The organism is Nocardioides sp. GCM10027114, assembly GCF_042659625.1.
In the GTDB taxonomy this organism is placed as follows: Bacteria; Actinomycetota; Actinomycetes; order Propionibacteriales; family Nocardioidaceae; genus Nocardioides.
This window is the reverse complement of record NZ_JBHSSS010000013.1, coordinates 101434-127483: the sequence shown is the minus strand read 5'-3', so window position 1 is coordinate 127483 and position 26050 is coordinate 101434. Positions and strand designations below refer to the sequence as shown.

Genomic DNA, 26050 nt, shown 5'->3' with positions numbered 1-26050 from the left:
GGCGTGCCTTGGCGCGCGACCTCGGCGGAGCTCAGGCGAGGGCGGCCTGCGGTTGGTCGTCGGTCGAGGCCGGCGTCCCGACCTCGACCTGCCAGGCGACCGGTCGCGGCACGCCGCGCACGCTGGCGCTGAGGGTCGGGATCAGTGCGACGAGGGCGGTCAGCAGGGTGAGCGCCGCGACCGCGACGGCCCCGCCCACCGTGGCGAGCAGCACCCCCGCGAGCACCGGCGCGAGCGGCATCACGGACATGGAGGTGAAGTTCATGGTGGCCTGCGCGCGGCCGAGGAGCTCGGGTGGCGTGACCGCCACCCGGTAGGCGCCGATCCCGGCATTGCCGGCCGGGTTGAGGAAGATGCCGGCCGACAGTGCCAGTGCGACCACGGCCGGGTGGTTCCAGAAGATCAGCGGGACGGTGAGCGGCACGAAGCTCCACGCCACCGCCACCGTGAGCGCCCCGGTGGCGAAGCGCTCGATCAGCCAGGGCGCGACGAGGGCGCCGAGGATCCCGCAGGCGCCGGCCGCCATCTCCACGAGCCCGAGGTGCAGCGGGTCCACGCCGGCCTCGATCAGCCGCAGCACGGCCACGAAGAAGACCGCGTTGACGGTGAGGTTGGCGAGCGGTGCCCAGCACAGCAGCACCCGGAAGAACGGCCGCGAGGTCAGGAAGCGGATCCCGTCCCCGAGCTCTCGCAGCGGCTTCCTGCCGCCGTCGGCGCGACGCGGGGCCCGCAGGTCCGCCCGGACCCGGCCCAGCAGCAGCCAGGACGCGGCGTAGGTGATGGCGTCGAGGGCGAACGGCAGCCAGCTGGTCACGGCGTACAGCGCGCCGCCCAGCGGCCCGCCGACCAGGCCGGCGACGTGCTGGCGGGCCTGCTGCTGGCTGAAGGCCGTGGGCAGGTCCTCGGTCGGGACGACGGTGCGGACCGCGGCCGTCTCGGCGGGCGCGAAGACCCCGGCGCAGGCGCCGGTGACCAGCGCGACGGCCAGCAGGTGCGGCATCGTCAGCGCGCCCGCCAGGCCGGCGACGACGAGCGAGGCGTACAGCAGTGCCCCGGTGGCGCTCGCGCCGCGCATCAGCAGCCGCCGGTCGAGCCGGTCGGCCAGCACCCCGGCGGGGAGGAGCGCGCCGACCAGGCCGAGCAGGTGCAGGGCCTCCGCCAGCGCGGCGGCGATCGTCGATCCCGTCAGCGCGTACGCCAGCAGCGGGAAGACGAACATGCTCACCCGGCTGCCGAGCTCGCTGAGCGTCTGGCCGACCCAGAGCACCGTGAAGTCGTGGTTGCGGGCGAGTCGCCGGTAGCTGGTCACAATGCGCAACATATGTTGCGCAAGTAATAGTGCGCAATAGGTCGTGCGGAATGGTCTAGCCTCGAGGCATGGCCGACGAGCAGCGCGTCCACGACCCGCGGGTGCTGCGGGCGATCGCGCACCCCGTCCGCAACCGGATCCTCGGCGAGCTCGCGGCCGGCGGCCCGATGCGGGCGGCCGACATCGCCCGCGAGCTCGACATCCCCGCCAACCAGGCGAGCTTCCACCTACGTCAGCTCGCGAAGTACGGGCTGGTCGAGGAGGACCCCGACGCCGCGCGGGACCGCCGCGACCGGGTCTGGCGCGAGGCGCCCGGGGGACGGCTCGCCGTCAGCTTCTCCGAGCTGGCGACCGAGCCCGGCGGGCCGGCGGCCGTCGACGTGTTCCGCTCCCACACGGCCACCTGGGCGCGGCTCCTCGTCGACCGCGCGCTCGGCCCCCACGAGAAGGGCACCGGCGTCCACACCGTCATGGAGCAGACGGTGCGCCTCACCGACGCCGAGGCCGAGCAGATGCGGCGCGAGCTCGCCGACCTCGTCGAGGGGTGGGCCGACCGCACCCGGGGCCGTGACGACGACCGGCGCACCTACGTCGCGCTGCAGGTGCTGCTGCCCTACCCGGACCTCGAGCAGGGCTGACGGGCCCCGCCCGGTCGGGCCCGCAGCCGGACGCCCCGACTACCGTGGCGCCGTGCCCGCCCGTCTCCGCCCCGCCGACCCCGCCGCCGTCGCGGCCGCGCTCGCCACGCCGGTCCCGGAGCGGACCCCGGCGGACCGCAAGCTGCTGAGCAAGCATTTCCTGGCGCTGCTCGCCGAGCGCGCCCCCGGCACGTCCGTGGAGGTCCGGGTCCCGCCGTACGCCGCCGCGCAGGTGGTGCCCGGAGTCCGCCACACCCGCGGCACCCCGCCCGCCGTCGTCGAGACCGACCCCGACACCTGGGTCGCCCTCGCCACCGGCGACCTCTCCTGGGCCGAGGCCGAGCAGGCCGGCCGGCTCCGCGCCAGCGGCGAGCGCGCCGACCTCTCGCCGTACCTCCCCCTGGGTTGACGGGATAGTTCGTGACGATCGGGTCGCCCGACACGCCCCCGGGCGACCCGAACGTCACGGACTGTCCGGAGCCTCCGCCGGTTAGGGATCGCTCAGACGCGCTCGGTAGGTTGGCGCCCATGACTGCCGAGATCCGCGCCAAGGTCGAGTCCGTCCTTCCCGGCATCCGCAAGGACCTCGAGGACCTGGTCCGCATCGAGTCCGTGAGCGCCGACCCCGCCCGTGCGGGCGAGGTGCAGCGCAGCGCCGAGGCGGTCGCCGAGCTCTTCCGCGCCGAGCGCTTCGACACTGTCGACATCGTGTCCGCCGACGGCGGCGCTCCCGCGGTCATCGCACACAAGAGGGGCCCCGAGGGTGCCCCCACCGTGCTGCTCTACGCCCACCACGACGTGCAGCCGGAGAACGACCACGCCGACTGGGACTCCCCGCCGTTCGAGCCCACCGAGCGTGACGGTCGCCTCTACGCCCGCGGCGCCGCCGACGACAAGGCCGGCATCGCCGCCCACCTGGGTGCGCTGCGGGTCTTCGGCGACGACCTGCCCGTCAGCGTCACGATGTTCATCGAGGGCGAGGAGGAGGTCGGCTCCGACAGCCTGCCGGCCCTGCTGAAGGAGCACCACGACCGGCTCGCCGCCGACGTCATCGTCATCGCCGACTCCGGCAACTGGGACATCGGCGAGCCCGCCCTCACCACCAGCCTGCGCGGCCTCGTCCGCGCCGACGTCGAGGTCCGGACGCTCACCCACGCCGTCCACTCCGGCATGTGGGGCGGCCTCGTCCCCGACGCGCTGATGACGCTGAGCCGGCTCATCGCCTCGCTGCACGACGACGCCGGCAACGTCGCGGTCGAGGGCCTGCACTCCGGCCCCGCCGCCGACGTCGAGTACCCCGAGGCGCGTCTCCGGGCCGAGTCCGGCGCCACCGCCGGCGTCCAGTGGGTCGGTGAGGGCCCGGTCGTCGAGCGGCTCTGGACAAGGCCGGCGATCAGCATCACCGGCCTCGACGCGCCGCAGGTCGACGGCGCCAGCAACACCCTCGTGCCCGCCGCTCGCGCCAAGATCTCGATGCGGATCGCTCCCGGCGACACCACCGCGAACGCCGTCGAGTGCCTGCGCCGCCACCTCGAGAAGCACGTCCCGTGGGGCGCCGACCTCGACGTGACCATCGTCGACACCGGTGAACCCACCGCCATCGACGCCACCGGTCCGGCGTACGACGCCGCCCGGGCCGCCTTCACCGAGGCCTGGGACGGCACCGCGCCGGTCGACATGGGCGTCGGCGGCTCGATCCCGTTCATCGCCGAGTTCCTCGACGCGTTCCCGGAGGCCAGCGTGCTGGTCACCGGCGTCGAGGACCCCGACACCCGCGCCCACGGCGCCAACGAGGGCCTGCACCTCGCCGAGTTCGAGCGCGTGGTGCTCGCCGAGGCGCTGCTGCTCGACAAGCTCGGCCGCGGCTGACCCTCCGCCCCGCCGGGGCAGCGGTCAGCGTGCGGCCGGCAGCGAGACCCGGAAGGTGCTACCGGAGCCGAGCTCGGAGCGCACCTCGATGGTGCCGTCGTGGCGCTCGAGGATGCGCTTGACGATCGCGAGGCCCAGGCCGGTCCCGGGCTCCTTGGTCGCCTCGGGGTTGGTGGAGCGGAAGAACTCCCGGAACAGCTGCTCCTGGTCCGCCGCCGAGATGCCGTAGCCCTCGTCGACGACCTCGAGCACGACCCGGTCGTCCTCGACCGCCAGGCAGATCCGGATCCCGCGGCCCTCGGGGGTGTACTTCACGGCGTTGCTGACGAGGTTGAGGCAGACCCGGTCGAGCTCGTCGTGGTCGCCGAGGGCCAGCACCGGCTCGTCAGGGGCGCTGACCACAAGCTCCAGCCGCTTGGCCGAGGCGGCCACCGTCGCCAGCTCGACCACGTCGTCGACCACCCGACGCAGGTCGACCGGCGCCGGGATGATCGGGTAGTCGGGGTCGCCGACCTTGGACAGCAGCAGCAGGTCGTCCGCGATCCGGGCCATCCGTCGCACGCCGCGCTCCATCACCGAGACCGAGGCCCGCGCCGTGTCAGGCAGGTCGGGGATGCCCTCGAGGATCTCGAGGTGGCCGGTCACCGCGGTGAGCGGGTTCTTGAGCTCGTGGGACACCGTGGCGATCAGCCGGGTCTTGTAGCTGTCGAGCGCCTGGAGCTCCTGCACCAGGTGGTGCTCGCGCTCGAAGGTCCGGGCGTTGAGGATCGCGCGACCGAGGTCGTGGCCGATGTCGAGGGCGGCCGCGCACTCGTGGTCGGTCCACTCCGGCGCACCCGTGGTGCGGGTGAGCACGAGGTTGCCGAGGCACTCGGGCCCGGCGCCGAGGGGGGCGAACAGGATGGACCCGATCCCGATCCCCTCGAGGAACTCGAGGACCTGCTGGGCCTGCGAGGAGGTGATCGTCGGGCCGAGGGGGCGGTCGTGGGAGACGACCTCGACCCGCTGCAGCGACCAGGCCCGCTGGGCCGCCGTCGTGGCCACCTCGACGAGCTGCTCGGGGAGCGAGACCTCGGTGCCGTTGGCGGCGTAGATGGTGCCGTGGCCGAGACCGTCCTCGTCGAAGGTCTGGATCCACATGCCGTGGGCCTGGAAGCCCTCGACCATTGCCTGGGAGCACTCGGCGACGATCCGGTCCAGCCGCAGCTGGGCGCTGGCGTGCCGGACGATCTGGCGGGCCGCCTCGGCGAGCCGCACCTTCTCGGCGAGCCGCTCGCGCTCGAGGGCGGTGAGCACGGCGCGGCCGGCCTGCTCGGCGTACTTCTGGAGCATCCGGCGCTGCTCGGCGCCCGGCCGGCGGCCGTCGACCGGCATGTCGATGGCGAGCGTGCCGCGCAGCACGCCGGCATCGTCGCGCAGGGGCGCGACCAGCAGGTCGAGCGGGTGCCACGCGTCCGGGTCGTCGATGGGGTTGATGTCGGGGACCCAGCCCCAGGTCTCGCCGGCGGTCGGGTCGAGCCGCTCGTGGGGGACGAAGCGCAGCAGTCCCCACTCGTCGGCCTTCGCGATCTCCGCCATCAGCGTGTCGATGGGCGTGCGGCGGCCGCGCAGGTCGAGGCGGGCCTTCTCGCTGCCGGCGACCGCCATGACCTCCAGCTTGCCGTCGTCGCGCACGACGCTGATGGCAGCGATGCCGAAGCCGGCGACCTCGGTGACCCCCTCCGCGATCAGCTCCAGGGCGTCGCTGGAGGGACCTTCCGACCAGGTGGGCACACGGTCCCCCTGCTCGACGAGATGGGTCTCTCCCGACATCCGCACGTCCCCCCCAGGTCGTTGGTCCGGTCATGCTACGGGCCGGGGCCGGGACAGTCCCGGAACTCGGGCAGACGGTCGCCAAGTGGGGTCCAAGGTCCCGGCACCCCTACACTCGGACCCGTGCTACTGCCGCCCCGGACACGCACCCGCGGCGACGGCCGCCTCACCGCTGCCCTCGACCCGCAGGATCAAGGACCCCAGGACGCCTGTGGGGTCTTCGGGGTCTGGGCCCCCGGCGAGGACGTCGCCAAGCTCACCTACTTCGGGCTCTACGCCCTCCAGCACCGCGGCCAGGAGTCGGCGGGCATCGCGGTGAGCAACGGTCGCCAGATCCTCGTCTACAAGGACATGGGCCTCGTCTCGCAGGTCTTCGACGAGACGACTCTCGACTCGCTCAAGGGCCACCTGGCGATCGGCCACTCGCGCTACTCCACGACCGGCGCCAGCACCTGGCAGAACGCCCAGCCGACGTTCCGGCCGACCGCGGACGGGTCCATCGCGCTGGGTCACAACGGCAACCTCATCAACACCCACGAGCTGTCGGAGATGGTGGCGGCGCTGCCCGGCCCTGCCGGCGAGCTCGAGCTGCACGGGCGGGACGTCGAGGTGTCGACCAACGACACCGGGCTGGTGACGGCGCTCTTCGCCCACCACCCTGACTCCGGGCTCGAGCAGCGCGCCCTCGAGGTGCTGCCGCAGCTTCGGGGCGCCTTCTCGTTCGTCTGGATGAACGAGGACACCCTCTACGCCGCGCGCGACCCGCAGGGCATCCGGCCGCTGGTCCTGGGTCGCCTCGACCGCGGCTGGGTGGTCGCCAGCGAGGACGCGGCGCTGGCCACCATCGGCGCAAGCGTCGTGCGCGAGGTCGAGCCGGGGGAGATGCTCGTCATCGACGAGAACGGCCTGCGCTCCCACCGCTTCGCCGAGCCCCAGCCCAAGGGCTGCGTCTTCGAGTACGTCTACCTCGCCCGCCCCGACGCGACGATCAGCGGTCGGAGCGTCCACGAGGCGCGCGTGGAGATGGGCCGCGAGCTGGCCCGCCAGTACCCCGTCGAGGCCGACCTGGTGATGCCGGTGCCCGAGTCCGGCACCCCCGCCGCGGCCGGCTACGCCGAGGAGAGCGGCATCCCGTTCGGCCAGGGCTTCGTGAAGAACGCCTACGTCGGCCGCACGTTCATCCAGCCCAGCCAGACGCTGCGCCAGCTCGGCATCCGGCTCAAGCTCAACGCCCTCGAGCACATGATCCGCGGCAAGCGCGTCGTCGTGGTCGACGACTCGATCGTGCGCGGCAACACCCAGCGCGCCCAGGTCCGGATGCTCCGCGAGGCCGGCGCCCTCGAGGTGCACGTGCGGATCTCGTCGCCGCCGGTCAAGTGGCCATGCTTCTACGGCATCGACTTCGCGACCCGCGCCGAGCTGATCGCCAACGGTCTCGACGTCGAGGAGATCGCCGCCAGCGTCGGCGCCGACAGCCTCGGCTACATTTCCCTGGAGGGGATGGTCGAGGCCACCGGCCAGCCCACGGACCGACTCTGCAAGGCCTGCTTCACCGGCGAGTACCCCATCGAGCTCCCGGACGAGTCGCTGCTCGGCAAGCACCTCCTCGAGTCCTCGCTGAAGGCGCCGACGTACGGCAAGGCGCTGCCCGTGCTCAACAACCCGTGACCAGACCCACCCGACTGGGAGCCCCCGTGACCGACCCCGCCCCCGCCAGCCCGAGCAACGCCTACGCGGAGGCCGGCGTCTCCATCGAGGCCGCCGACAAGGCGATCGAGCTGATGAAGACCTGGGTCGACAAGGCGCGGCGGCCGGAGATGATCGGCGGCCTGGGCGGCTTCGCCGGGCTGTTCGACGCCTCGGCCCTCACCCGCTACGAACGGCCGCTGCTCGCGACCTCGACCGACGGCGTCGGCACCAAGGTCGCGATCGCGCAGGCCATGGACCGCCACGACACGATCGGCTTCGACCTGGTCGGCATGGTGGTCGACGACCTCGTGGTGTGTGGCGCCGAACCGCTGTTCATGACCGACTACATCGCGACCGGCCGGGTGGTGCCGGAGCGCATCGCCGCCATCGTGAAGGGCATCGCCGAGGCGTGCGTCGAGGCCGGCTGCGCCCTCGTCGGTGGCGAGACCGCCGAGCACCCCGGCCTGCTCGGCCCCGACGAGTACGACGTCGCCGGCGCGACCACCGGCGTGGTCGAGGCGGACAAGCTGCTCGGGCCCGGCCGGGTGCGGCCGGGTGACGTGGTCGTCGCGATGGCGTCCAGCGGCCTCCACTCCAACGGCTACTCGCTCGTGCGGCACGTGTTGCTGAAGCAGGCGGGCTGGAGCCTCGACCGCGACGTGCCCGAGCTCGGCCGCACGCTCGGCGAGGAGCTGCTCGAGCCGACCCGCATCTACGCCAAGGCCTGCCTCGACCTGGCCGCGCGCACCGCTACCCACGCCATGTCCCACGTGACCGGCGGCGGCCTGGCCGCGAACCTCGAACGGGTGATGCCGGTCGAGCTCGGCGCGACGATCGACCGTGCCACCTGGACCCCGGCGCCCGTCTTCGACCTCGTGCGGCAGGTGGGCGAGGTGAGCCAGCCCGACCTCGAGATGACGCTGAACTGCGGCGTCGGCATGGTCGCGCTGACCGCCCCCGACGACGCGGACGCCGCCGTGGCGCTGCTCGCGGGCTACGGGATCGACGCGTGGGTGGCCGGCGAGGTCCGTGAGGCGGGCCAGGGCGTGGAGGGTGGCCGGGTCACGCTGACCGGACAGCACCCCGGCTGGTGACCCGCTGAGGGACCACCGGAGTCCGGCGGACGCGACCCGGGGCGCCGTCCGGTGTCCGGCTGCTCACACATCCGGGTGCGAGTGTGCGGGAACACCCATCGAGCAGGTAGCGTTGGCCCCACGAGGAACTGTTGAGAAGTCCGGGAGCCCCGCCATCCTCGGTCTGGGCCCCGGCCGAGCGTGCGAGGGGGCTGACCCTATGGGGCGCGGCCGAGCAAAAGCCAAGCAGACGAAGGTCGCTCGCGACCTGAAGTACCGCACTCACGAGACGGACTTCGCGGCTCTCGCGAACGAGCTGCATGGCGCCAAGAGCGACGATGGCGACCAGGTCGACTCGTCCGACGAGTACGACGACTGGTCCGACTACGCCGACCCCCAGAGGGACTGAGGCGACCAGCCGAGGGCGAGGAACGAGCCCGCGGCGTCGGTCGACCAGGTTGAGCAAGCCCGCGGCTGAGGAACGAAGCCGCGACAGGCGCGTCGAAACCCCGTACGCGAAGCAGGGCGGCGACCACGAGGTCACCGCCCTGCTCTGACGCCTCCGCGGGCCCGACCTCGTCTCCTCGGTCGGGCCCGGTCGGCTCATCGGATGTGGATCCCCCGCAGCCGGCCCACGTCCCGCATCCGGCGCTCGGCGAGCCGGTCGGCCGCGACGGCCGGCGGCACGCCGTCGGACGCGGCGAGCTCGAACACCTTGCGGGTGGTCTCGAAGATCCCCGTGGCGCGCTGCTTGGCGCGGTCGAAGGAGAAGCCCTCGAGCTCGTCGGCGACCTGGATGAGGCCGCCGGAGTTCACGCAGTAGTCGGGCGCGTAGAGCACGCCCTTCTCCTCCAGCGCCTTCTCGATGCCCGGGTGGGCGAGCTGGTTGTTGGCGGCACCGCAGACGATGCGTGCGCTGAGCACCTCGACGACCTCGTCGGTGATGGCGCCGCCGAGGGCGCACGGGGCGTAGACGTCGAGCTCGCCGGCGACCATCTCGTCGGCGTCGGCCACGACGCCCACCTGCGGGAACTCGTCGCGGACCCGGGCGACGGCCGCGTCGGACACGTCGGTCACGACGACGCTGGCGCCGTCCTCGATCAGGTGCCGCACGAGGTGGCGGCCGACCTTGCCGACCCCGGCGACGCCGACGGTGCGGCCGGCCAGGCTGTCGGTGCCCCAGACGACCTCGGCCGCGGCGCGCATGCCCTGGAAGACGCCGTACGCCGTGAGCACCGAGCTGTCGCCGGCGCCGCCGTGGGTGACGGTGCGACCCGTGACGTAGTCGCACTCGCGGGCGACGTGGTCCATGTCCTCGGAGAAGGTGCCGACGTCGCAGGCGGTGAAGTAGCGCCCGTTCAGCGACTGCACGAAGCGGCCGTAGGCCCGCAGCAGCGGCTCGCTCTTCAGCGTGGCCGGGTCGCCGATGATGACCGCCTTGCCTCCGCCGAGGTCGAGGCCCGCGAGGGCAGCCTTGTAGGACATGCCCCGGGAGAGGTTGAGGACGTCCTGCAGCGCGTCGGCCGTGGACGCGTAGGGGTAGAAGCGGGTGCCACCCAGCGCCGGGCCGAGGGCCGTGGAGTGGATAGCGATGATGGCCTTGAGGCCGGTCGCCGGGTCGTTCGCGAAGACGACTTGCTCGTGCTCTGCTCCGAGCTCGAACACGTCTGCTGTCGTGCCAGACATGGGTCCCACTTTCTGTTGTGTGGCCACGGGGGTGTGTGGCGCCGGTTCGGGGCCGCAGGGGTGGCGCGTGCCCTTCCTCACAAGGGTAGGACGGCGGAGGCCCGGGACCGAACCGGGCGTCCGTCACACGCCCGTCACTCCTCGCGGCCCACGGGGGGCAGGGTGCGGGCGAGCACGACGTCGCCGTGGCTGCCGTAGCCGACGAGCCGACCGCCGTAGGGCGTCCCGTCGAAGGTCACCAGCAGCCAGCCGTCGCCGTCGCGGGTCCGCTCCCGGACCAGGGTCGGCCACGGCAGGTTCGTCGGGTACGGCGCGTCCAGCACGCCGACCTCCTCGAGCGCGAGGTCGAGGACGGGGTAGCGGGCGCGGAAGGGTCGCGGGTTGTCCCGGCCGTCGCTCGCGAGGACGTGCCAGCCGTCGTCGAGCCGGACCAGTGTGGTGCCCTCGGTGGCCGTGCGGTCGGTGGCCGCCCCGTCCAGCCGCAGCTCGTCCAGCGAGGGGCCGGACGCCAGGGCGGGGTGGAACCGGAACCAGCGTGACGCGCTGACGAACCCGACGTACCAGCGGTCGTCGTGGCGGAGCAGGTGCGGGTCCCACACCCCGACCGACTCCAGGCCGTCCGTGGGCAGCGGCAGCGCCCGGGTGTCGAGGACGTGGCGGCCGCGCAACAGGTCGGCCCCTGTCTCGGCCAGCGTCACGGCCACGGTCGGGTTGCGCTGCGTGTCGAAGTCGGCCCAGGTGCTGGTGGCGACCAGCCAGCGGTCGCCGTCGCGGACGAGGTGCGTGGCGTGGTCGCCGAAGACGCCGGGACGGTCGGGGCGGCGGAAGAACAGGTCGGCCCGGTGCTCCAGCGTGGGCCGGCGCGGGTCGAGCGCCCAGACCGAGGTGTGCGCGGTGGGGAAGAAGCCCGGGCCGGCGCTGGTCGCGGTGAGCAGCAGCCGGTCACCGTCACGCACCGGCTCGCCGTCGAGGGTCGACACCAGGCGCAGGTCGCGCAGCCCGAGCTGGCCGAACCCCCCGGCCAGCAGCCGCCGCACCGGCGGGCGTCCCGCCGTGGCACCGGGCGTACCCGGGGACAGGCAGGTGCGCAGGCCCGCCAGCCACGTCTCGTCGTGCACGTCGACCCGGTCCTGCAGGTCGCAGCGGGCGCGCGCGGTCCAGGACTCGCCGCCCTCACGCGTCAGGACGGTGACCAGCGGGCCGGTCAGGACCAGGGCCACTGCGGACACGGGTGGCCCCGCCGCGGGGGCTGTCCCGGACCGGCGGCTGCGGTGCCGGGTGGTGGCCCCGAGGGTGTCGATCTCCAGCCAGCCGCGCCGGCGGCCGGGGTCGCAGTGCGCCGACAGTCGCACGTCGTCGCCGAGAAGGTCGATCCGGACCGGGTCGCCCGCCTCGTCGTCGAGCTCGGCGACCGCCGCGACGTACGGCGCGGGGGCGGGGGTGGCGCGCTCGCCCGCCGCGGGTTCCGCGTCGTCCACCTGCACCGCCCCGGGGGCGACCAGGTCGACGGGACGCAGCCGGCCCACGGTCTCGAAGCGCGGCAGCATCGCGCCAGTCTGCCAAACCGTCGCCGGGCGACCCGCCCCGGTCGGTGGCCGGGACGGTGGGTGGTCAGAGACCGGTCCGGCGGAGCGAGGCCAGCTCGGTCAGCGCCCGCGCCAGCTCGTGCTCGAGCGCGGCGAGCAGGGCGGGCACGTCGCCGTCCCGGCCGCCGAGGCCGACCTCCTCGAGCGCGTTGGCCGCGAGGCCGAGTGCCGGCAGCCCGAGGTTGGTGGCGCTGCCCTTGAGCCGGTGGGCGGCGTTCGACAGGGCGATCGGGTCGGCCGACCGGGCCGCCTCGCGGACCTCGGCCATCGCCTCGCCGGCCTGGCTGAGGAAGTTGTCCGAGGCCCGCTCGAAGAGGCTGCTGCCTTGGCGGCGCAGCCCGTCGAGCATCCGCATCCGGTCGCGGTCGATCACGGCGGCCTCCTCGGTGGTGGCCTCCGGCGTGGCGGAGGCGCCCCCGACCCATCGGCGCACGACCCGGAGCAGCCGCTCGGGGTCGACGGGCTTGGTCAGGAAGTCGTCCATGCCGACGGCCAGGCAGCGGTCCTGCTCACCCTCCAGCGCGGAGGCGGTCATCGCGATGATCGGCACCCGGGCTGCGCCCGCCTCGTCGGAGCGGATCTGCCGGGTGGCGTCGAAGCCGTCCATGCGGGGCATCCGGCAGTCCATCAGCACCGCGTCGTACTCGTGGGGGCCGGCGAGCACCTCCACCGCGGCCTGCCCGTCGTCCACGACGTCGGTCTCGTAGCCGGCGTTCTGCAGGAGACCCACGGCCACCATCTGGTTGACCGGGTTGTCCTCGACGATCAGGATCCGCCCGCCGGCCCCCGCGGGCGTGGCAGACGGCGTCGGGGTGGGTGCTGCCTCGGGCTGGTGGTCGACAAGGTCGAGCAAGCGGTCGAGGAGCTCGGAGTGCTGCACCGGCTTGGTGAGGGATACGGCGATCCCGGCCGACTGGGCCGCGCCGAGATCGACGTGCTGGCCGGAGGAGAGCAGCATCAGTCGTGGGGTGGCTCCGGGCGTGCCGGCCGCGATGGCGCGCGCAAGGGCGAGTCCGTCGCCGTCCGGCAGCAGCATGTCGAGCAGCGCGACCTCGAAGGGCCGGCCCGCCCGGGTGGCGTCGCGCACCGCGGACATCGCCTCCTCGGACGTGCCGACGGTGACCACGGACATCTCCCAGGCCGTCAGCTGCTCCTGCAGGATCAGCCGGTTGGTCCGGTTGTCGTCCACGACCAGGGCCCGCCGCCCGTGCAGCCGGGTGTGGTCGGTGCGCCGCGACTTGCGGGCGGGGGTGCCCTCCGCCCGTTGCAGGACCGCGGTGAAGGTGAACGTGCTGCCCTTGCCGACCTCGCTCGACACGTCGATCCGACCGCCGAGGGCCTGCACGAGCTGGCGGCTGATGGCGAGTCCGAGGCCCGTGCCGCCGTGCTTGCGCGTGGTCGACGGATCGGCCTGCGTGAAGGCGTCGAAGAGGGTGGGCTGGATGTCGGGCGGGATGCCGACCCCGGTGTCGGTCACGTCGACCCGCAGCACCACTGTGTCGGGGTCCGCTGCCCGGCCGGTGTGGTCCGGGTGGTCCGGGTCGACGACGGCGCGGATCGTCACCTCGCCCTCCTCGGTGAACTTCACCGCGTTCGACCCGAGGTTGGCCAGCACCTGGCCGAGCCGGCCCGGGTCGCCGCGGAGGTGCTGCGGGACCTCGGGGTGGCAGGCCACGACCAGCTCGATGCCCTGGTCCTGGGCGCGACCGGCAAGGAGGGCGGCGGTCTTGTCGAACACCTCGCGGACGTCGAAGTCGACCTCCTCGAGCTCGAGCTTGCCCGCCTCGATCTTGGACAGGTCGAGGATGTCGTTGATCAGCCCGAGCAGGGTGAGGCCGGCGCCCTGCAACCCCTCGGCGAGGCGTCGCTGGTGGGCGTCGAGCTCGGTGCGCAGCAGCAGGTCGTTGAGCCCGATCACGCCGTTCATGGGGGTGCGGATCTCGTGGCTCATGGTGGCGAGGAACTCGGACTTGAGCCGGGAGGCCTCCATCGCCTCGTCGCGGGCCTCCGCCAGCTGGGCGGCGGCGGCCTCGCGCTGGGCCACCTGCCCGAGCTGCGCGGAGACCTGGGCGACCAGGGAGCGCGCCTCGTCGCTCAGCGGGGCCTCGTCGGCCACGATCTCGAGCACGCAGACCACCTCGCCCTCGAGCAGGACAGGCATCGCGACCAGCGTGTGGGTGTCCTCGTGGCCGCTCGCCGGGCCGGACTCGACCTCGCCGGTGTGGCGGGCGCGGTCGGCCAGCGCCGGGTCGCAGTCGACGTGCCAGCCCTCGGCGGTGTGCCGCAGGTCGACGCCGCCGAGCCCACCGTCCGGGAGGACGGCGTGGTGGCACACGGCGCGCCACTGCGTGAACTGGGGGAGGGTCGTCGCCGCGGCCTCCACGGCGGCGTCGAGGTGGCTGCTGCGGTTGGCGGCGGTCGTGAGCGCCTGCAGCAGGTGGAGCCGTCGGGTCGCCTCGGCGACCGCCTGGTCGGCCAGCACCCGCTCGGTGACGTCCTGGGCGGTGCCGCCGATGCGAAGCGGGGCGCCGTCGCGGCCGCGCTCGACCCGGCCGAGGCCGCGCACGTGCTTCAGTCCGCCCCCGCGGGGCAGCACCCTCGCGACCCAGTCGAACTCCTGCTCGCCCTCGAAGATCGACCCGACAGCGCTCGTGACGATGTCGCGGTCCTCCGGGTGCACGAACTCGAGGAAGCCGGCGTACGTCGCCTCGAGCTCGCCGGGCTCGACGTCGTAGATGCGGTAGAGCTGGTCTGACCAGGTGACGCTGTCCGTGGTGACGTCCCACTCCCAGCTGCCGATCCCGGCGATCTGCTGGGCGTCGGCCAGCAGCTGCTCGCGACGGCGCAGTGACTCGCGCAGGCGGCGCTGCTCGGTGTGGTCGGTGACGCGGTGGAGCCAGCCGAGCCTGCGGCCGCTGCTGTCCCTGATGGGGCTGTGGCTGGTGAGCACCCAGACCGCGCTGCCGTCGGGGCGCAGCAGCTGGACCTCGAGGTTGTCGACGCCCTCGTCGTCGTCGGGCGCCGACGCCAGCTCCGCGAGGTGGATGCCCAGCTGGTCCCGGCCCTCCGCGTCGAGCAGCCGGTCGACGGGCAGCCCCACCATCTCCTCGGCAGTCAGGCCCACCAGCTCAGCCACCCGGCGGTTGGCGAACCGCGTGATGCCGTGCTCGTCGAAGACCCACAGGCCGTCGCGGCTGGCGTCGACGAGCTGCCGGTAGAACTCACCCTCGGCGTCCACGCCGATCACCTCCCCCGTCGCGCATCGCTGGGCTCACCGCATCCTTGCAGCCACGACGGTCACATCGTCGCGAAGCGACACGTCCGCGAGCCCGGCGAGTCGGACGACCAGCTCGCCCAACGGGGCGTCACGGTGCTCGACGGCGGTGCTGCGCAGCCGGTCGAGGCCCCGCCCGAGATCCTCGCCGCGGGACTCGATGACACCGTCGGTCACCATCAGGACCAGCGTGCCCGGGGCGAGCGCGGCGGACTCGACGGCGCGGCCCTCCCCGACGGAGATGCCGAGCGGGATGCCGGTCCCGTCACCCAGCAGGGCCGTGGTGCCGTCCGGCTGCACCACGAGAGCAGGCACGTGGCCGGCGCTGCAGGTGGTCACCGTCCGGCCCGCCGGGTCCAGCACGGCCACCGCGGTCGTCACGAACTGGTCGGGCGCGTCCCGCAGCACCAGCTCGTCCGCCAGCGCCAGCAGCCGCTCAGGGGTGTGGCTCTCGGTGAGCAGGGCCCGGAGACCGGCGCGGACCCGGATCATCGTGGTCGCGGCCCGCACGCCGCGCCCCATCACGTCCCCGATGATGATCGAGACCGCGTCGTCGGCGGTCGCGGCCGAGCCGTTGCCGGCGATCGCGTCGTACCAGTCGCCGCCCACGTGCTCGAGCTCGTCGCCCCCGGGCGCGTAGTGGACCGCGAGGTCGAACGCCGGGGTGTCGGGAAGCGGGCTCGCGGCGAGGCTGACCTGGAGCTGCTCGGCGATGCTCGCGGTGCGGGCGAGCAGGTCGGCGCGCTGGGCGGCGACCCCGCCCTGGTGGGCCAGGCCGTCGAGCAGCACCTGGTCGGCGACGGCCATGTCGTCGTAGCCGCTCCTGGTGAGGTCACGGCCGCTGCGCAGCGAGGTCAGCGAGGCCGGGACGGCGAGCTCGGCCTCGGAGGCGAACAGCCGGCGGAAGCGCTCGAGGTGGAAACGGAGCGCGGCGGCCACCTGGTCGAGTCGTGCCGCGCCCGAGAGGTCGGCGGAGACTCCGAGCAGGAACTCCATCCGGTTCGCCGCGCGCTCCCGTGCAGTGAGCGCCCGGGCCAGTGCCGCGCGCGCCTCGACCTCGCTGGTCATGTCCCGGACGCAGCCGATGGTGCCGGTCGGCTCGCCGGCCGCGTCGGTGGTGACCTGGCCCCAGGCTTCGACGGAGTGGATGCTGTCGTCGGGCCATCGGACGCGGTACTTCAGGACGTACGACGACCGCTCGGCCATGGCCCGGTTGACCACGTCCAGCACCTCCTGCTGGTCGTCCGGGTGGATCGGGGCCAGCCAGGCCTCGAACGTGCCGTCGAACGTGTGCGGCTCCAGCCCGAAGATCTCCTCCAGCCGCTCGTCCCAGATGACGGCGCCGCTCGGGATGTCCCACTGCCACGTGCCGAGTTGGGCGGCGCGGTGCGCCAGCCGGAGCCGCTGCTCGCTCGACGCCGCCTCCGCCTCGCCCAGCCGTGCGTCGGTGACGTCCTCGGAGGCCACCACGACGCCGGTGACCGCGCCGGTGGTGTCGTGCAGGGGCGTGGCGGTCACCGCAGCGAGGAGGGTGGAGCCGTCGGCGCGTGCGACCGGCAGGTCCTCCCGCCAGCGGCCCCCCACGGCGAGCACGTGACCGATCCCCGCCCGCAGCGCGTCGGCCTGGCGCGGGTTGGTCACCAGGTCCGTGACCGGCCGGCCGAGCAGGGTGCCGCGCTCGCCGTACAGGGCGCAGGCCGGCTCGTTGGCGAACGTGATGCGGCCCTCGACGTCGGTGGCCAGGATGCTCCACTGCAGGGCCTGCAGGAGCTGCAGCTCGTCGACCATGCGCTGCATGGCACCTCCCGCGACCGGGTGGGGGCGAGGACCGGTCCTCGGGCCATTGTGACGCGAACTGGCGCGCAGCGCACCGGAAGCCAGGTCTTGGTGGACCGCCGGGTCGCGAGGGTGGTCTGGTCCTCGTGGACGACGCCCCGCGGCATGAGGATCATCGAGTCGCGGGGTGCGCGCGGGGGAGTCCCCGGACCTGTCTCGACGACCTCAGCAGGAGCCCCCGTGACGATCACCGACCACCGCCCCGCCGAGTCGCACCACCACACCCACGGTCCGGGCTGCGGCCACGAGGCGGTCGTCCACCAGGACCACGTCGACTACGTGCACGACGGCCACCTGCACCACGAGCACGACGGGCACTACGACGAGTGCACCAAGTGCTCGTGTGCCGAGTGCACGGACGACTGCGCCCGCTGCGAGTGCTCCGACTGCACCTGTCCGACGTGCAACCACAGCACCTGCTCGTGCGCCCACTGCGGCGGCGACGCGTGCGCGAACTGCGTGTGCGAGGACTGCTCCTGCGCCACCTGCAAGCACGCGGCCTGAGTCGCGCGGCCGAGCCACCCGGCCTGAGTCGAGCGGCGGAGGGCGACGGCTCAGTCGTCCTCGGGCACCACGTGGACGGCGGCCTCCTCGGCCCCCGCCGCGGCACCGTCGACGCCGACGTCCTCGGCCACGAGGTCCTTCTCGGCGTCGGGGTGTGCCCCCTCGTCAGGGGCGACCAGCCGGCCGGCCCGGTCGTCGCCGACCTCGCCGCCGGTCACGTCCCGGTCCGGGTCGGCCGCCTCCCGGGCGGCCTGCTCGTACGGGTCCGGCTCCGGCACCTCCTGCGCCACCCGCTGGTCGAGGGACTCGCCCTCGAGCTCCTCGCGGGGGGTGTTGCCGTAGCCCTGCCCGGCGGACCAGCGCTCCGGCGGGGAGTAACCCTCGTCCAGCGGCTCCGCGAGTCCGCGGTCGTCGGCCAGGCTGTCGCCCGACGCCTGCGGCTGGTCCTCGTCGTCGACGCTGTAGTCGTGGTAGGTCTCGGGGTCCTGCTCGCTCATGACGGCTGCGTACCCCGACGCCCCGGGTTCACCACCCCCGCGTGGTCGGCGTCACGCCCCGCCTCCGAGGACGGCTGTCAGCGCAGTGCGGCGGCGTACTCGGTGAGGGCGGCCGCGGTGTCGTGGAACGCCCGGGTTAAGGCCTCGACGTAGCCCTCGACGGCCGTGCCGGCCGCGCCGGCGCGCTCGAGCTCCCCGGCGACGGCCACGAGCCGGGCAGCCCCGAAGTTGGACGCGCTGCCCCGGATGCTGTGCGCGCTGGCTGCGACCGCCTCCCCGTCGCCGACCGCCGCCGACTCGGTGAGCCGGTGGACCAGCGCCGGGGTCTCGGAGAGGAACGTCTCGACCAGGTCGGTGACGACCTCCTCACCGAGCGCGCCGCGCAGCGTCTCGAGGGCACTCGGGTCGAGGAGCGGCAGGTCAGGCTCGGACGTGTTCGTCATCGTCTCCTCCGGGGTGGTCGTCGGTGGGTGCTGCCACGGGTGCGACGGGAACGGGGTCCGCCTCCGCCGCGGCCTGGCGGGCATGGTCACCGGCTGGCACCGGCGTCTGGTTGCTCAGGGCGATCAGCATCCGGGCCAGCGCGTCCCGCCGGAGCGGCTTGCTGAGGTACTCGTCCATGCCGGCCTCGAGGCACTCCTGGCGGTCCTCGCTGAACGCGTTGGCGGTCATCGCGATGATGTAGGGCTGGTGACCCGCGCGGGCCCGGATCTGCCGGGTCGCCTCGAGGCCGTCCATCTCGGGCATCTGCACGTCCATCAGCAGCACGTCGTAGCGCTGACGGTCCACCGACTGCAGGGCCTCGACGCCGTTGGCGGCCACGTCGGGGCGGAAGCCCATCTTCTCCAGCACACGCACCGCGAGCTTCTGGTTGACCAGGTTGTCCTCGACCACGAGAACACGGAGGTGCTGGCGCGCCGGGGCGCCGGGCAGCGGGGGCCGGCCGTCGCGCACTGTGGGACCGGCGAGCGCCGTGGCCAGCGCGTCATGCAGAGCCGAGGACTTCACCGGCTTCGTCACCACGGCCGCGAACGACGTCACGTCCCGCGCCCGCTGCTCGCCGAGCGAGGTGGACAGCACCAGGGGGGGTGGCTCAGGGAGCTGCAGCCGACGGAGCACTCCGGCGAAGCCGATGCCGTCGAGGCCCGGCATCTGGTAGTCGATGACTGCCACGTCGAAGCGTTCGCCGTCCCGCAGCCATCGGAGTGCCTCCTGGGGATCGCCGGTGCACCGGCAGGTCATGTCCCAGGTGGCGAGCTGGTACGAGAGCACCTTGCGGTTGGTCTCGTTGTCGTCGACCACCAGCACCCGCTTGCCGGCCACGCTCGTGGTCGGCTCGTGCTCGCGCTCCAGCTGGCCGTGGTACGCCGTGTCGGGAAGCGTCAGCAGGAAGGTGGAGCCTTGGCCGGGGCGGCTCTCGACGGACAGCTCGCCGCCCATGGCGCGCGCCAGGCGTCGGCTGATGGCGAGCCCGAGACCAGTCCCACCGTGGGTCCGGGTGGTGGACGAGTCACCCTGTTCGAAGGCGTCGAAGAGGCTGGCATGCCGGTCGGACGGAATTCCCACTCCGGTGTCCCGCACGCGGATGGCGAGCTCGTCGTCGTGGGGCTCGACGCGGACCTGGACCTCACCCTCGTCGGTGAACTTCACGGCGTTGCCGAGCAGGTTCACCAGGATCTGCCGGACCCGGGTCACGTCGCCGATCATCGCGGCAGGGCAGTGCCGGTCGATGAGCAACGTGAGCTGGAGCCCCTTCGCCGCGGCCTGTGGGGCGACGAGGTCGACGGCCGACTCCACGCACTCGTCGAGCCGGTAGGGCTCCCGCTCGAGCTCGAGGCGGCCGGCCTCGATCTTCGAGAAGTCGAGGATGTCGTTGATGATCGCGAGCAGCGACTCGCTGGCGGATCGGGTGGTCTCGGCGTACTCGCGCTGCTCCATGTCGAGCCGCGTCTCGAGCAGCAGGCCCGTCATGCCGATGACGGCGTTCATGGGCGTGCGGATCTCGTGACTCATCGTCGCGAGGAAGTCGGACTTGGCGGCGTCGGCCCGGGCGAGCCGCACGTTGGACTCCCGCAGCGCGGCCGCCGTCTCGTCCAGCTCGCGGGACAGGCGCCGCTGCTCCTGCAGGTCGCCGGTGAGCAGCGAGAGCCGCACCACGACGAGGGCGAAGGTGACGGCGCAGGCCGCGACCAGCACCGGGCTGGGGTCAGCATCACGGGCGATGAGTGCGAGCGGGACGAGGGCGACGCTGAGCAGCAGGAGCAGCCGGCCCTGCCGGACGGCCGGCTGGTTCCGAGCGGTGCGCGGGACCGCCGGGAACGGCTCCATCACTGCGTCGAGGCCGGGATGGACGGCGAGTGCGGCAAGGAAGGCGTGGGAGACCATCCACGCGGCCGAGAGGGCCGTGCCGTACTGGAACTCGCCCGCGGTCGACATCGCGGCGTACCCGATGTCGGCGAGCACCTCGATGCCGATCCAGGCCAGCAGCAGGCCGCCGGGGACGGAGTTGAGGAAGCGGCCTGACACGGCCAGCCGGGTTGCTGCGCACAGCAGGGCCAGGGTCCACAGGGGGTAGGCGATCGCGGCCCAGGTGACGAGGGTGCTTGCGCCGTTGCCCAGGTTGGGCTCGATGGCCAGACCCCACAGCAGGGAGCCGGCGGCCGCGGTCACGACCAGGGTGTCGGTGAGCGCCAGTCGGGCCTCGAGTCGGTCACCGGAGAGGGCGCGGCGCCTGATGATGACGGCCAGCGCTGCCAGGAACAGCGCGTACGCGGTGTAGTAGGCGAGGTCCACCCATGAGGGGAACGGGTTGGTGTGGCCCAGCAGGGCCGGGGCGTACCAGCCCATGCTGGCGACCAGGTAGACCAGCAGTCCCGCGAGCAGCAGTGAGCGTGCGGTCCTGCGACCGGGCGGCGATGTCGCAGTTCGCCAGGCCAGCAGCGCGACCGAGGTGAGCAGCGGCACGAACCACAGCGCGACCTGGGCGGTACTGCCCCTCGGAAGGAACAGGTACGCGATGGCGCACCCGAGGCCCAGCGCCAGCACTGCTGCCGCGCTACGTCCTGTCGCCCTCATCGGCGCACCCCCGTCTGCGTGGAGAACGCTGCCGAGTCTGTCATGGAACGGGCGCCCGGGACCGCGATTCCGGGACCTTCGGCCGGCCGTGTTGACCACGCGACGGCCCGGTCCGGGTCAGGGACTGCTGGAGGGAGACGCCGACGGGGAGGAGGAGGGCGAGGGCCCTGTCGACGAGCTGGGGGAGGCTCCTGTCGGGCTGCTGCTCGGGCTGCCGTCGGGGTTGCCGCTGGGGGAGGTCGAGCCGTCCGAGGGCGAGGTCGAGGTCCCGGGCCCGGAGGGACTGGCCGACCCGCCCGGTGAGGGAGACGGCTGGTCGGAGGGGCCCGACGGCGAGGGCGACGGTGACGTGGAGTTGGACGGCCCGGTCGGGCTCGGCGAGCCGGACGGGTCGTTCGGGTCCCCCGAGGACAGGCCCTGGTCGGCCTCGATGATGGCCAGGATCTCGGCCTCGAACGCGGTGAGGTCGGCCTGGATCCGGTCGAGCGGCACGCCGGCGATCCCCGAGCCGTAGGCGAGGACCTCCGCCCACACCTCCTCGATCCGGGCGGTGGCCTCGGGGCTGAGCGGCCCGTCGAGGGTCGCGAACAGCTGGACGGCGAGGGAGTAGGTCAGGCAGCTGGTGCACTCGTGGTTGGCCGCCACCGAGATGTTCTGCGGCACCGCCACGTCGGTCTCCCCGACCACGAGGACGACCTGGAAGGCGACCGCGACCGCGGCGCAGCCGGTGCAGCTGGCGATCGCGTAGGCCTCGTTGGTGTTGAGGGCCGGCTGGTCCCCGTCCGCCCACACGAGCGCGAACGCCACGGCGTACCGGGCGGTGTCGTCGGTGGTGTTGACCGCGAGGGCCTGGTTGTCACCGGGGTCCGGTGCGAGCGGCTGGTCGAAGGGGAAGATCCAGGTGCCGTCGCCCGCCTGGCCGGTCTCGCCCTCGGTGAGCGTGCCGTCGCCGCCGGGCGACGTCCCCGGCTCGGCCGTGGCGTCGCCGCCGACGGGCACCAGGACCGCGGCAAGCTGCGGCCGGTCGGGCGTGGGCAGCGGCTGACCGTCGGGCCAGAGCACCGTGCCGGTGCCCCGGCTGCCCACGTCGACCCCGGCCGCCGGGCGCGCCAGGGCGACCACATCGGTGAGCGCCCCGCGCTCGTAGGCCTGGATCGGGCGGTAGCGGTCCTCGGAGGGCCACCAGGCCCAGACCAGGGCGGCCAGCAGGGCCAGTGCCGTCAGCACGGCCAGTGCCCGCTGCAGCGGCCGGCCGTCGGTACGACGCCAGACGGCGCCGCCGACCTGCCGAACGAGGCGGACCAGCAGGTAGCCGAAGGCCACGATCGGCAGGGTCACCACGACCATGGCGACGAGGCGGCCCAGGCCGCCCACGGGGTCGCCGTCGCCGAACGCGGCGACCATGAGGTCCTGCTGCCGGCCGGCGCTGGCCCAAGCGGTGCCGACCACCCGCGGCAGCGCCAGCACCATCAGCACGACCACGGTCGCCAGCAGCGGCACGACGACGAGCACCCACGTCGTGACGACCGCGCGGGCCCACGGCTTGAGCGCCCGGGCCTCGGGGTCGGTGCCCCGCCAGGGAAGCAGGCTGCGCAGCGTGGGGCCGATGCGCGCGAAGAGGTCCGGGACGCCGGTGAGGTCGGCGAGCACGTGGTAGCCGTCGAAACGGACGAGCGGCAGCAGCTGCCGGATCATCTGCAGCACCTGGGTGACCACCAGCAGCAGCACCGCGTCGTACCGGGTCAGCCACCACACGCCGGCGGTGAGCACGGCGACGATGGCGTTGAAGTAGAGGCCGCCGAGGTCGGTCCGCAGCCGGCCGCCCCGGCCGAGGCGGTAGGAGTCGGTGACGTCGGTGTAGAAGGCCGGCCAGATGAGGTAGAGCCCGGCCCCCATGACGCCGGGGTCGGCGCCGCCGCGGCGGGCCGCGGCCGCGTGGCCGAACTCGTGGAAACCGGCCGAGAGGACGGTCAGGCCCAGGACGGCGAGCAGCAGGCCCGGGCGGGCGAACGCCTCGTGGGTGGCGGAGGCGAGTCCCTTCTCGAGGAGCACCCACCACGCGACGAGGGCGAAGAGCGCCAGCACCGGGACAGCGACGACGGGGTGGAACAGCCGGGCGAACGGGGCGGTGATCCGGCGCGTGCGCTCGGGGTCGGTGACGGCCACGCGCAGCCGGAGGCCGAGCAGCGGGTCCGTCCGCGGCAGCTCGGGCTGAGAGCCGTCGGCCCGGGTCGCGAGCCCGAGCGGACGCAGCTTGTCGAGCAGGGTCGCGACGTTGTCGGCGGACACCGGGCGGCCGGTGGCAGCGGCGACGGCCGAGGCCACCTGGGCGTGGTCGCGATGGCCGTCGAGCGCCGTCAGGGTGGCGTAGAGGAGCGGGGTGAGCTGCACGACCTGCCCGTCGGCACGGCGTGCGAGCGAGGGCGGGGTCCGGTAGCCGGACCCCGCCATCTCGCCCATGAGGACGACGCCGTCGGCGCGCGCCGGCGGCGGGCCCTCCCCGGAGCCGACGCGCTGGTCGGCGACCGGGGGGAGGACCGCGTCGGTCACGGCTGGTCGGGCTGGCTGATGTCGGAGGTCTGGTCGCTCGTGGCCTCGGCCGAGCCGTCGATGGACTGGTTGATGATGGCGTCCTGCTGGGCGACGGCGACGGCGTCGCTGTCGATCGAGCCCACGTTGGCCGCGACGGCGGCGTCGATGGGCGCGGCGACGTTGGCGTTGGCCGCGATCGCGCCGTTGACGGGCGCGGCGAGGTTGGCGTCGCCGTTGAGGTCGACGTTCACGTCGAGCAGGTTTCCGTCGGTCAGGCCGCCGAGCTCGCTGCCCACCCCGTCGGTCACGCCGTCGGTCACGCCGTCGGTCACGCCGTCGGTCACGCCGTCCGTGACCCCGCCGGCACCGTCGGTCACCCCGTCGAGGCCGGACGTCGTACCGGTCGTGGTGCCGTCGGCCCCGTCGGGCGACTGGGCGGTGCTGGTGGGCTGGTCGGTGACCGGGCCGTCCGCGGCGGGGGCCGCGCCCTGCTCGAGGGTGCTGTCCTGGGTCGCGTTGGCCGTCGCGTCGGCCGTGACCTCCTGGTTGATCATGACCCCCTGGTCGGCCAGGGCCTGGGCCGTGGAGCCCTCCGACAGCACGTTGGCGCCGACGGCCGCGTCGATCGGGGCGGCGACGTTGGCGTTCGCGGCGACGCCGAGATCGATCGGGGCGGCGGCGTCGATGGCCAGGTCGAGGTCCGCGTTGAGGTCGAGGATCGAGACGACCTCCTTGTCGGGCAGCGCGGTCGCGCTCTCCGCCTCGAGCTCGGCCGGGGTGAGGCCGCGGCGCTCGTCACGCATGGGCTCCTCGGGCATGGGTCCCCCTTCGGTCCGGGACCCGCGGGTCGGGCCCTGTGCCGGCTCATTACCCGGGCGTGGTCGAGGAGAAACCGTTGCGCAGGTGAAGCCTTTCGGCGGGGTCAGGACCCGTCGGGCGCGGCCGGCTCCTCGGGGTCCCAGTGGGCCAGGCTGCGCCGCAGGTTGCAGACGAGGCCGCGTACCAGCTGGTCGTCGAGGAAGCTCGTGAACGCCGCCTCCGCCCACGACCAGCCGTCGTCGCGGCGTACCCGCACCTCCTGGACCGGGCGCGGCCGGTCGGCGCCCGGGAGGCCCTCGATGAAGGCCGCGAGCCGGGGCCGGTAGTCAGGGTGCACGAGGTCGAGGAACGAGGTGCCCACCAGCTCGTCCTCGTCCCAGTGGAACAGCCGTCGGACGGCCGGGCTCGCGAACATGATCACGGCGTCGGGGCGCAGCAGCAGAGCGGCATCGGCGGAGCGCTCGAGCAGCGGTCGGATGGCCGTGCCGAGGTGGGTCGAGACACCGACGATCCCCACGAGCTCCCCGTCGCGGAACACCCCGGTGTCGGTGACCAGGGCCGGGAAGACCCGCCCGTCGCGGTCTCGCACCGGGAAGCTCCCCGACCACGACTCGCCGGCACGCAGCGCGTCCATGATCTCCTCGGCGACGTCGCGCGCGAGGTCGGGGACGCTGAGCGTCGTGATGGGCTTCCCGATGGCCTCCGCGGCGGTCCAGCCGTAGAGCTCCTCCGCCGCGGGGTTCCAGTCGACGACCGTCCCCTCGACGTCGGTGGTGATCACGGCGTGGCCGAGCGCTGCCAGCTGCTCGGTGCGGGTGATCGCGGGGTGCGCCATGCCGCCATCGTCGGCCAGGACGGGTGGCGGAGGCATGGGTCACAAGTCCCTAGGCGGGCCTTCTTGGACGGGCCTCTCTAGGCTGGCCCGCATGCGCGAACGACGGATCGGCCGCTGGAACGTCTCGGCGATCGGGCTCGGTGCCATGCCGATGTCGGTGCGGGAGCACAACGACGAGGAGCGCGCCCTCGCCACCGTCGCGCGGGCGCTCGAGGAGGGCGTGACCCTCATCGACACTGCCGACGCCTATTCCCCGGACGAGGCGACGTTCGGCCACAATGAGGAGCTCGTCGCCCGCGCCCTCCGCGCCCACGGCGTCGGCCCCGACGAGGTGCTGGTCGCCACGAAGGGCGGGCACACCCGACGAGGCAGGGAGTGGCACCTCGACGGTCGCCCCGAGTACCTCCGCGAGGCGTGCCTCGGCTCCCTGCGACGGCTGGGCGTGGAGCGGATCGGGCTGTACCAGCACCACCGGCCCGACCCGGCCGTGCCGTACGAGGAGACGATGGGTGGCCTGAAGGCGCTGCTCGACGAGGGGCTGGTCGCATCGGTCGGCATCTCGAACGCCGACCCCGACCAGATCCGGCTCGCGCACGGGATTCTCGGTGACGGGCTGGTCGCGGTGCAGAACCAGTTCTCGCCCAGCTTCCGTTCGTCCTGGCCCGAGATCGAGCTCTGCTCGGAGCTCGGGCTGGCGTTCCTGGCCTGGAGCCCGCTCGGCGGCATGTCGGAGGCCGGCGAGCTGGGCAGCCGGTGGGGCCGCTTCGCGGAGGTGGCCGACCGACACGGCGCCAGCCCGCAGCAGGTGTGCCTGGCCTGGGAGCTGGCGCTCTCGGACGCGGTCATCCCCATCCCCGGCGCGAGCCGTCCGGAGTCGGTCGCCGACTCGGCGCGCGCGGTCCACCTCGAGCTCGCCCCGGACGAGGTCGAGCTGCTGTCGACCGCGGGCTGAGCACCACCCGCGCCGATCGAGGGCCACCCGACCGGAGGGCAGGTGTCCGTCTGGTCGGGTGTTG

Annotated in this window: 20 protein-coding genes; 8 read left to right on the top strand and 12 right to left on the bottom strand. The window is 73.6% G+C overall.

Translation table 11 applies throughout. The features are described 5' to 3' along the window. Positions 1 to 31: 31 nt before the first annotated feature. Positions 32 to 1309, bottom strand: a complete 1278-nt coding sequence (locus ACFP2E_RS07640; protein ID WP_378524803.1) for an MFS transporter — start codon at positions 1307 to 1309, stop codon at positions 32 to 34. A gap of 68 nt (positions 1310 to 1377) precedes the next feature. On the opposite strand from ACFP2E_RS07640, the gene ACFP2E_RS07635 reads away from it, so the two are divergent. From ACFP2E_RS07635 to ACFP2E_RS07625, 3 genes are all read left to right on the top strand, one after another. After that, a complete protein-coding gene (locus tag ACFP2E_RS07635) occupies positions 1378 to 1947 on the top strand; it encodes a winged helix-turn-helix domain-containing protein (protein WP_378524802.1) in 570 nt (189 codons plus the stop codon). A 52-nt stretch (positions 1948 to 1999) separates the two neighbouring features. After that, complete coding sequence (locus ACFP2E_RS07630) at positions 2000 to 2356, top strand: sterol carrier family protein (RefSeq protein ID WP_378524801.1); 357 nt, start codon at positions 2000 to 2002, stop codon at positions 2354 to 2356. A 119-nt stretch (positions 2357 to 2475) separates the two neighbouring features. Beyond that, entirely contained in the window at positions 2476 to 3816 is a 1341-nt protein-coding gene (locus tag ACFP2E_RS07625; RefSeq protein ID WP_378524800.1) for a dipeptidase, read from the top strand. 24 nt (positions 3817 to 3840) lie between these two features. Here the strand turns inward: ACFP2E_RS07625 and ACFP2E_RS07620 are convergent, their stop codons facing one another. Then, a complete protein-coding gene (locus ACFP2E_RS07620; protein ID WP_378524799.1) occupies positions 3841 to 5628 on the bottom strand; it encodes a sensor histidine kinase in 1788 nt (595 codons plus the stop codon). A 123-nt stretch (positions 5629 to 5751) separates the two neighbouring features. Between ACFP2E_RS07620 and purF the strand changes: the two genes are divergently transcribed. From purF to ACFP2E_RS07605, 3 genes are all read left to right on the top strand, one after another. Continuing rightward, positions 5752 to 7296, top strand: a complete 1545-nt coding sequence (gene purF / locus ACFP2E_RS07615; RefSeq protein ID WP_378524798.1) for an amidophosphoribosyltransferase — start codon at positions 5752 to 5754, stop codon at positions 7294 to 7296. A 26-nt stretch (positions 7297 to 7322) separates the two neighbouring features. Then, the gene (gene purM, locus ACFP2E_RS07610) at positions 7323 to 8411 is read left to right on the top strand and encodes a phosphoribosylformylglycinamidine cyclo-ligase (protein ID WP_378524797.1); all 1089 of its coding nucleotides are present in this window, start codon (positions 7323 to 7325) and stop codon (positions 8409 to 8411) included. 199 nt (positions 8412 to 8610) lie between these two features. Next, positions 8611 to 8799 (top strand): DUF3073 domain-containing protein, encoded by a 189-nt coding sequence (locus tag ACFP2E_RS07605; protein WP_378524796.1) that lies wholly within the window; start codon positions 8611 to 8613, stop codon positions 8797 to 8799. 194 nt (positions 8800 to 8993) lie between these two features. Here ACFP2E_RS07605 and ACFP2E_RS07600 read toward each other — a convergent pair whose 3' ends face one another. The 4 genes from ACFP2E_RS07600 to ACFP2E_RS07585 form a co-directional block, all read right to left on the bottom strand. Further along, positions 8994 to 10076, bottom strand: coding sequence for a Glu/Leu/Phe/Val dehydrogenase (locus tag ACFP2E_RS07600; RefSeq protein WP_378524795.1), 1083 nt, complete (start codon positions 10074 to 10076; stop codon positions 8994 to 8996). A gap of 134 nt (positions 10077 to 10210) precedes the next feature. Next, the gene (locus tag ACFP2E_RS07595) at positions 10211 to 11623 is read right to left on the bottom strand and encodes a hypothetical protein (RefSeq protein ID WP_378524794.1); all 1413 of its coding nucleotides are present in this window, start codon (positions 11621 to 11623) and stop codon (positions 10211 to 10213) included. A gap of 64 nt (positions 11624 to 11687) precedes the next feature. Then, on the bottom strand, positions 11688 to 14900 hold the full coding sequence (locus tag ACFP2E_RS07590; RefSeq protein ID WP_378524793.1) for a response regulator: 3213 nt from the start codon (positions 14898 to 14900) through the stop codon (positions 11688 to 11690). 33 nt (positions 14901 to 14933) lie between these two features. After that, positions 14934 to 16733 carry a SpoIIE family protein phosphatase gene (locus ACFP2E_RS07585; RefSeq protein WP_378524792.1) on the bottom strand — a complete coding sequence of 600 codons (1800 nt, stop codon included), beginning with the start codon at positions 16731 to 16733 and terminating at the stop codon, positions 14934 to 14936. Between the two features lie 219 nt (positions 16734 to 16952). Here ACFP2E_RS07585 and ACFP2E_RS07580 point away from each other — a divergent pair, with 219 nt between their 5' ends. Beyond that, positions 16953 to 17276 (top strand): hypothetical protein, encoded by a 324-nt coding sequence (locus ACFP2E_RS07580; RefSeq protein WP_378524791.1) that lies wholly within the window; start codon positions 16953 to 16955, stop codon positions 17274 to 17276. A gap of 50 nt (positions 17277 to 17326) precedes the next feature. Here ACFP2E_RS07580 and ACFP2E_RS07575 read toward each other — a convergent pair whose 3' ends face one another. The 6 genes from ACFP2E_RS07575 to ACFP2E_RS07550 all read right to left on the bottom strand — a co-directional run bounded on the left by ACFP2E_RS07575 (position 17327) and on the right by ACFP2E_RS07550 (position 25034). After that, entirely contained in the window at positions 17327 to 17773 is a 447-nt protein-coding gene (locus ACFP2E_RS07575) for a DUF5709 domain-containing protein (RefSeq protein WP_378524790.1), read from the bottom strand. A gap of 77 nt (positions 17774 to 17850) precedes the next feature. Then, a complete protein-coding gene (locus ACFP2E_RS07570; protein WP_378524789.1) occupies positions 17851 to 18216 on the bottom strand; it encodes an Hpt domain-containing protein in 366 nt (121 codons plus the stop codon). Beyond that, positions 18194 to 20848, bottom strand: a complete 2655-nt coding sequence (locus ACFP2E_RS07565; protein WP_378524788.1) for a response regulator — start codon at positions 20846 to 20848, stop codon at positions 18194 to 18196. The genes ACFP2E_RS07570 and ACFP2E_RS07565 overlap by 23 nt, the downstream gene beginning before the upstream one ends. Before the next feature lie 117 nt (positions 20849 to 20965). Further along, entirely contained in the window at positions 20966 to 23398 is a 2433-nt protein-coding gene (locus tag ACFP2E_RS07560) for a hypothetical protein (RefSeq protein ID WP_378524787.1), read from the bottom strand. Then, on the bottom strand, positions 23395 to 24198 hold the full coding sequence (locus ACFP2E_RS07555) for a hypothetical protein (RefSeq protein ID WP_378524786.1): 804 nt from the start codon (positions 24196 to 24198) through the stop codon (positions 23395 to 23397). Before ACFP2E_RS07555 ends, ACFP2E_RS07560 begins: the two co-directional genes overlap by 4 nt. 104 nt (positions 24199 to 24302) lie before the next feature. Beyond that, positions 24303 to 25034, bottom strand: a complete 732-nt coding sequence (locus tag ACFP2E_RS07550; RefSeq protein WP_378524785.1) for a PAS domain-containing protein — start codon at positions 25032 to 25034, stop codon at positions 24303 to 24305. A 91-nt stretch (positions 25035 to 25125) separates the two neighbouring features. Here ACFP2E_RS07550 and ACFP2E_RS07545 point away from each other — a divergent pair, with 91 nt between their 5' ends. Then, positions 25126 to 25986 carry an aldo/keto reductase gene (locus tag ACFP2E_RS07545; RefSeq protein WP_378524784.1) on the top strand — a complete coding sequence of 287 codons (861 nt, stop codon included), beginning with the start codon at positions 25126 to 25128 and terminating at the stop codon, positions 25984 to 25986. The last annotated feature ends 64 nt before the right edge of the window (positions 25987 to 26050 follow it).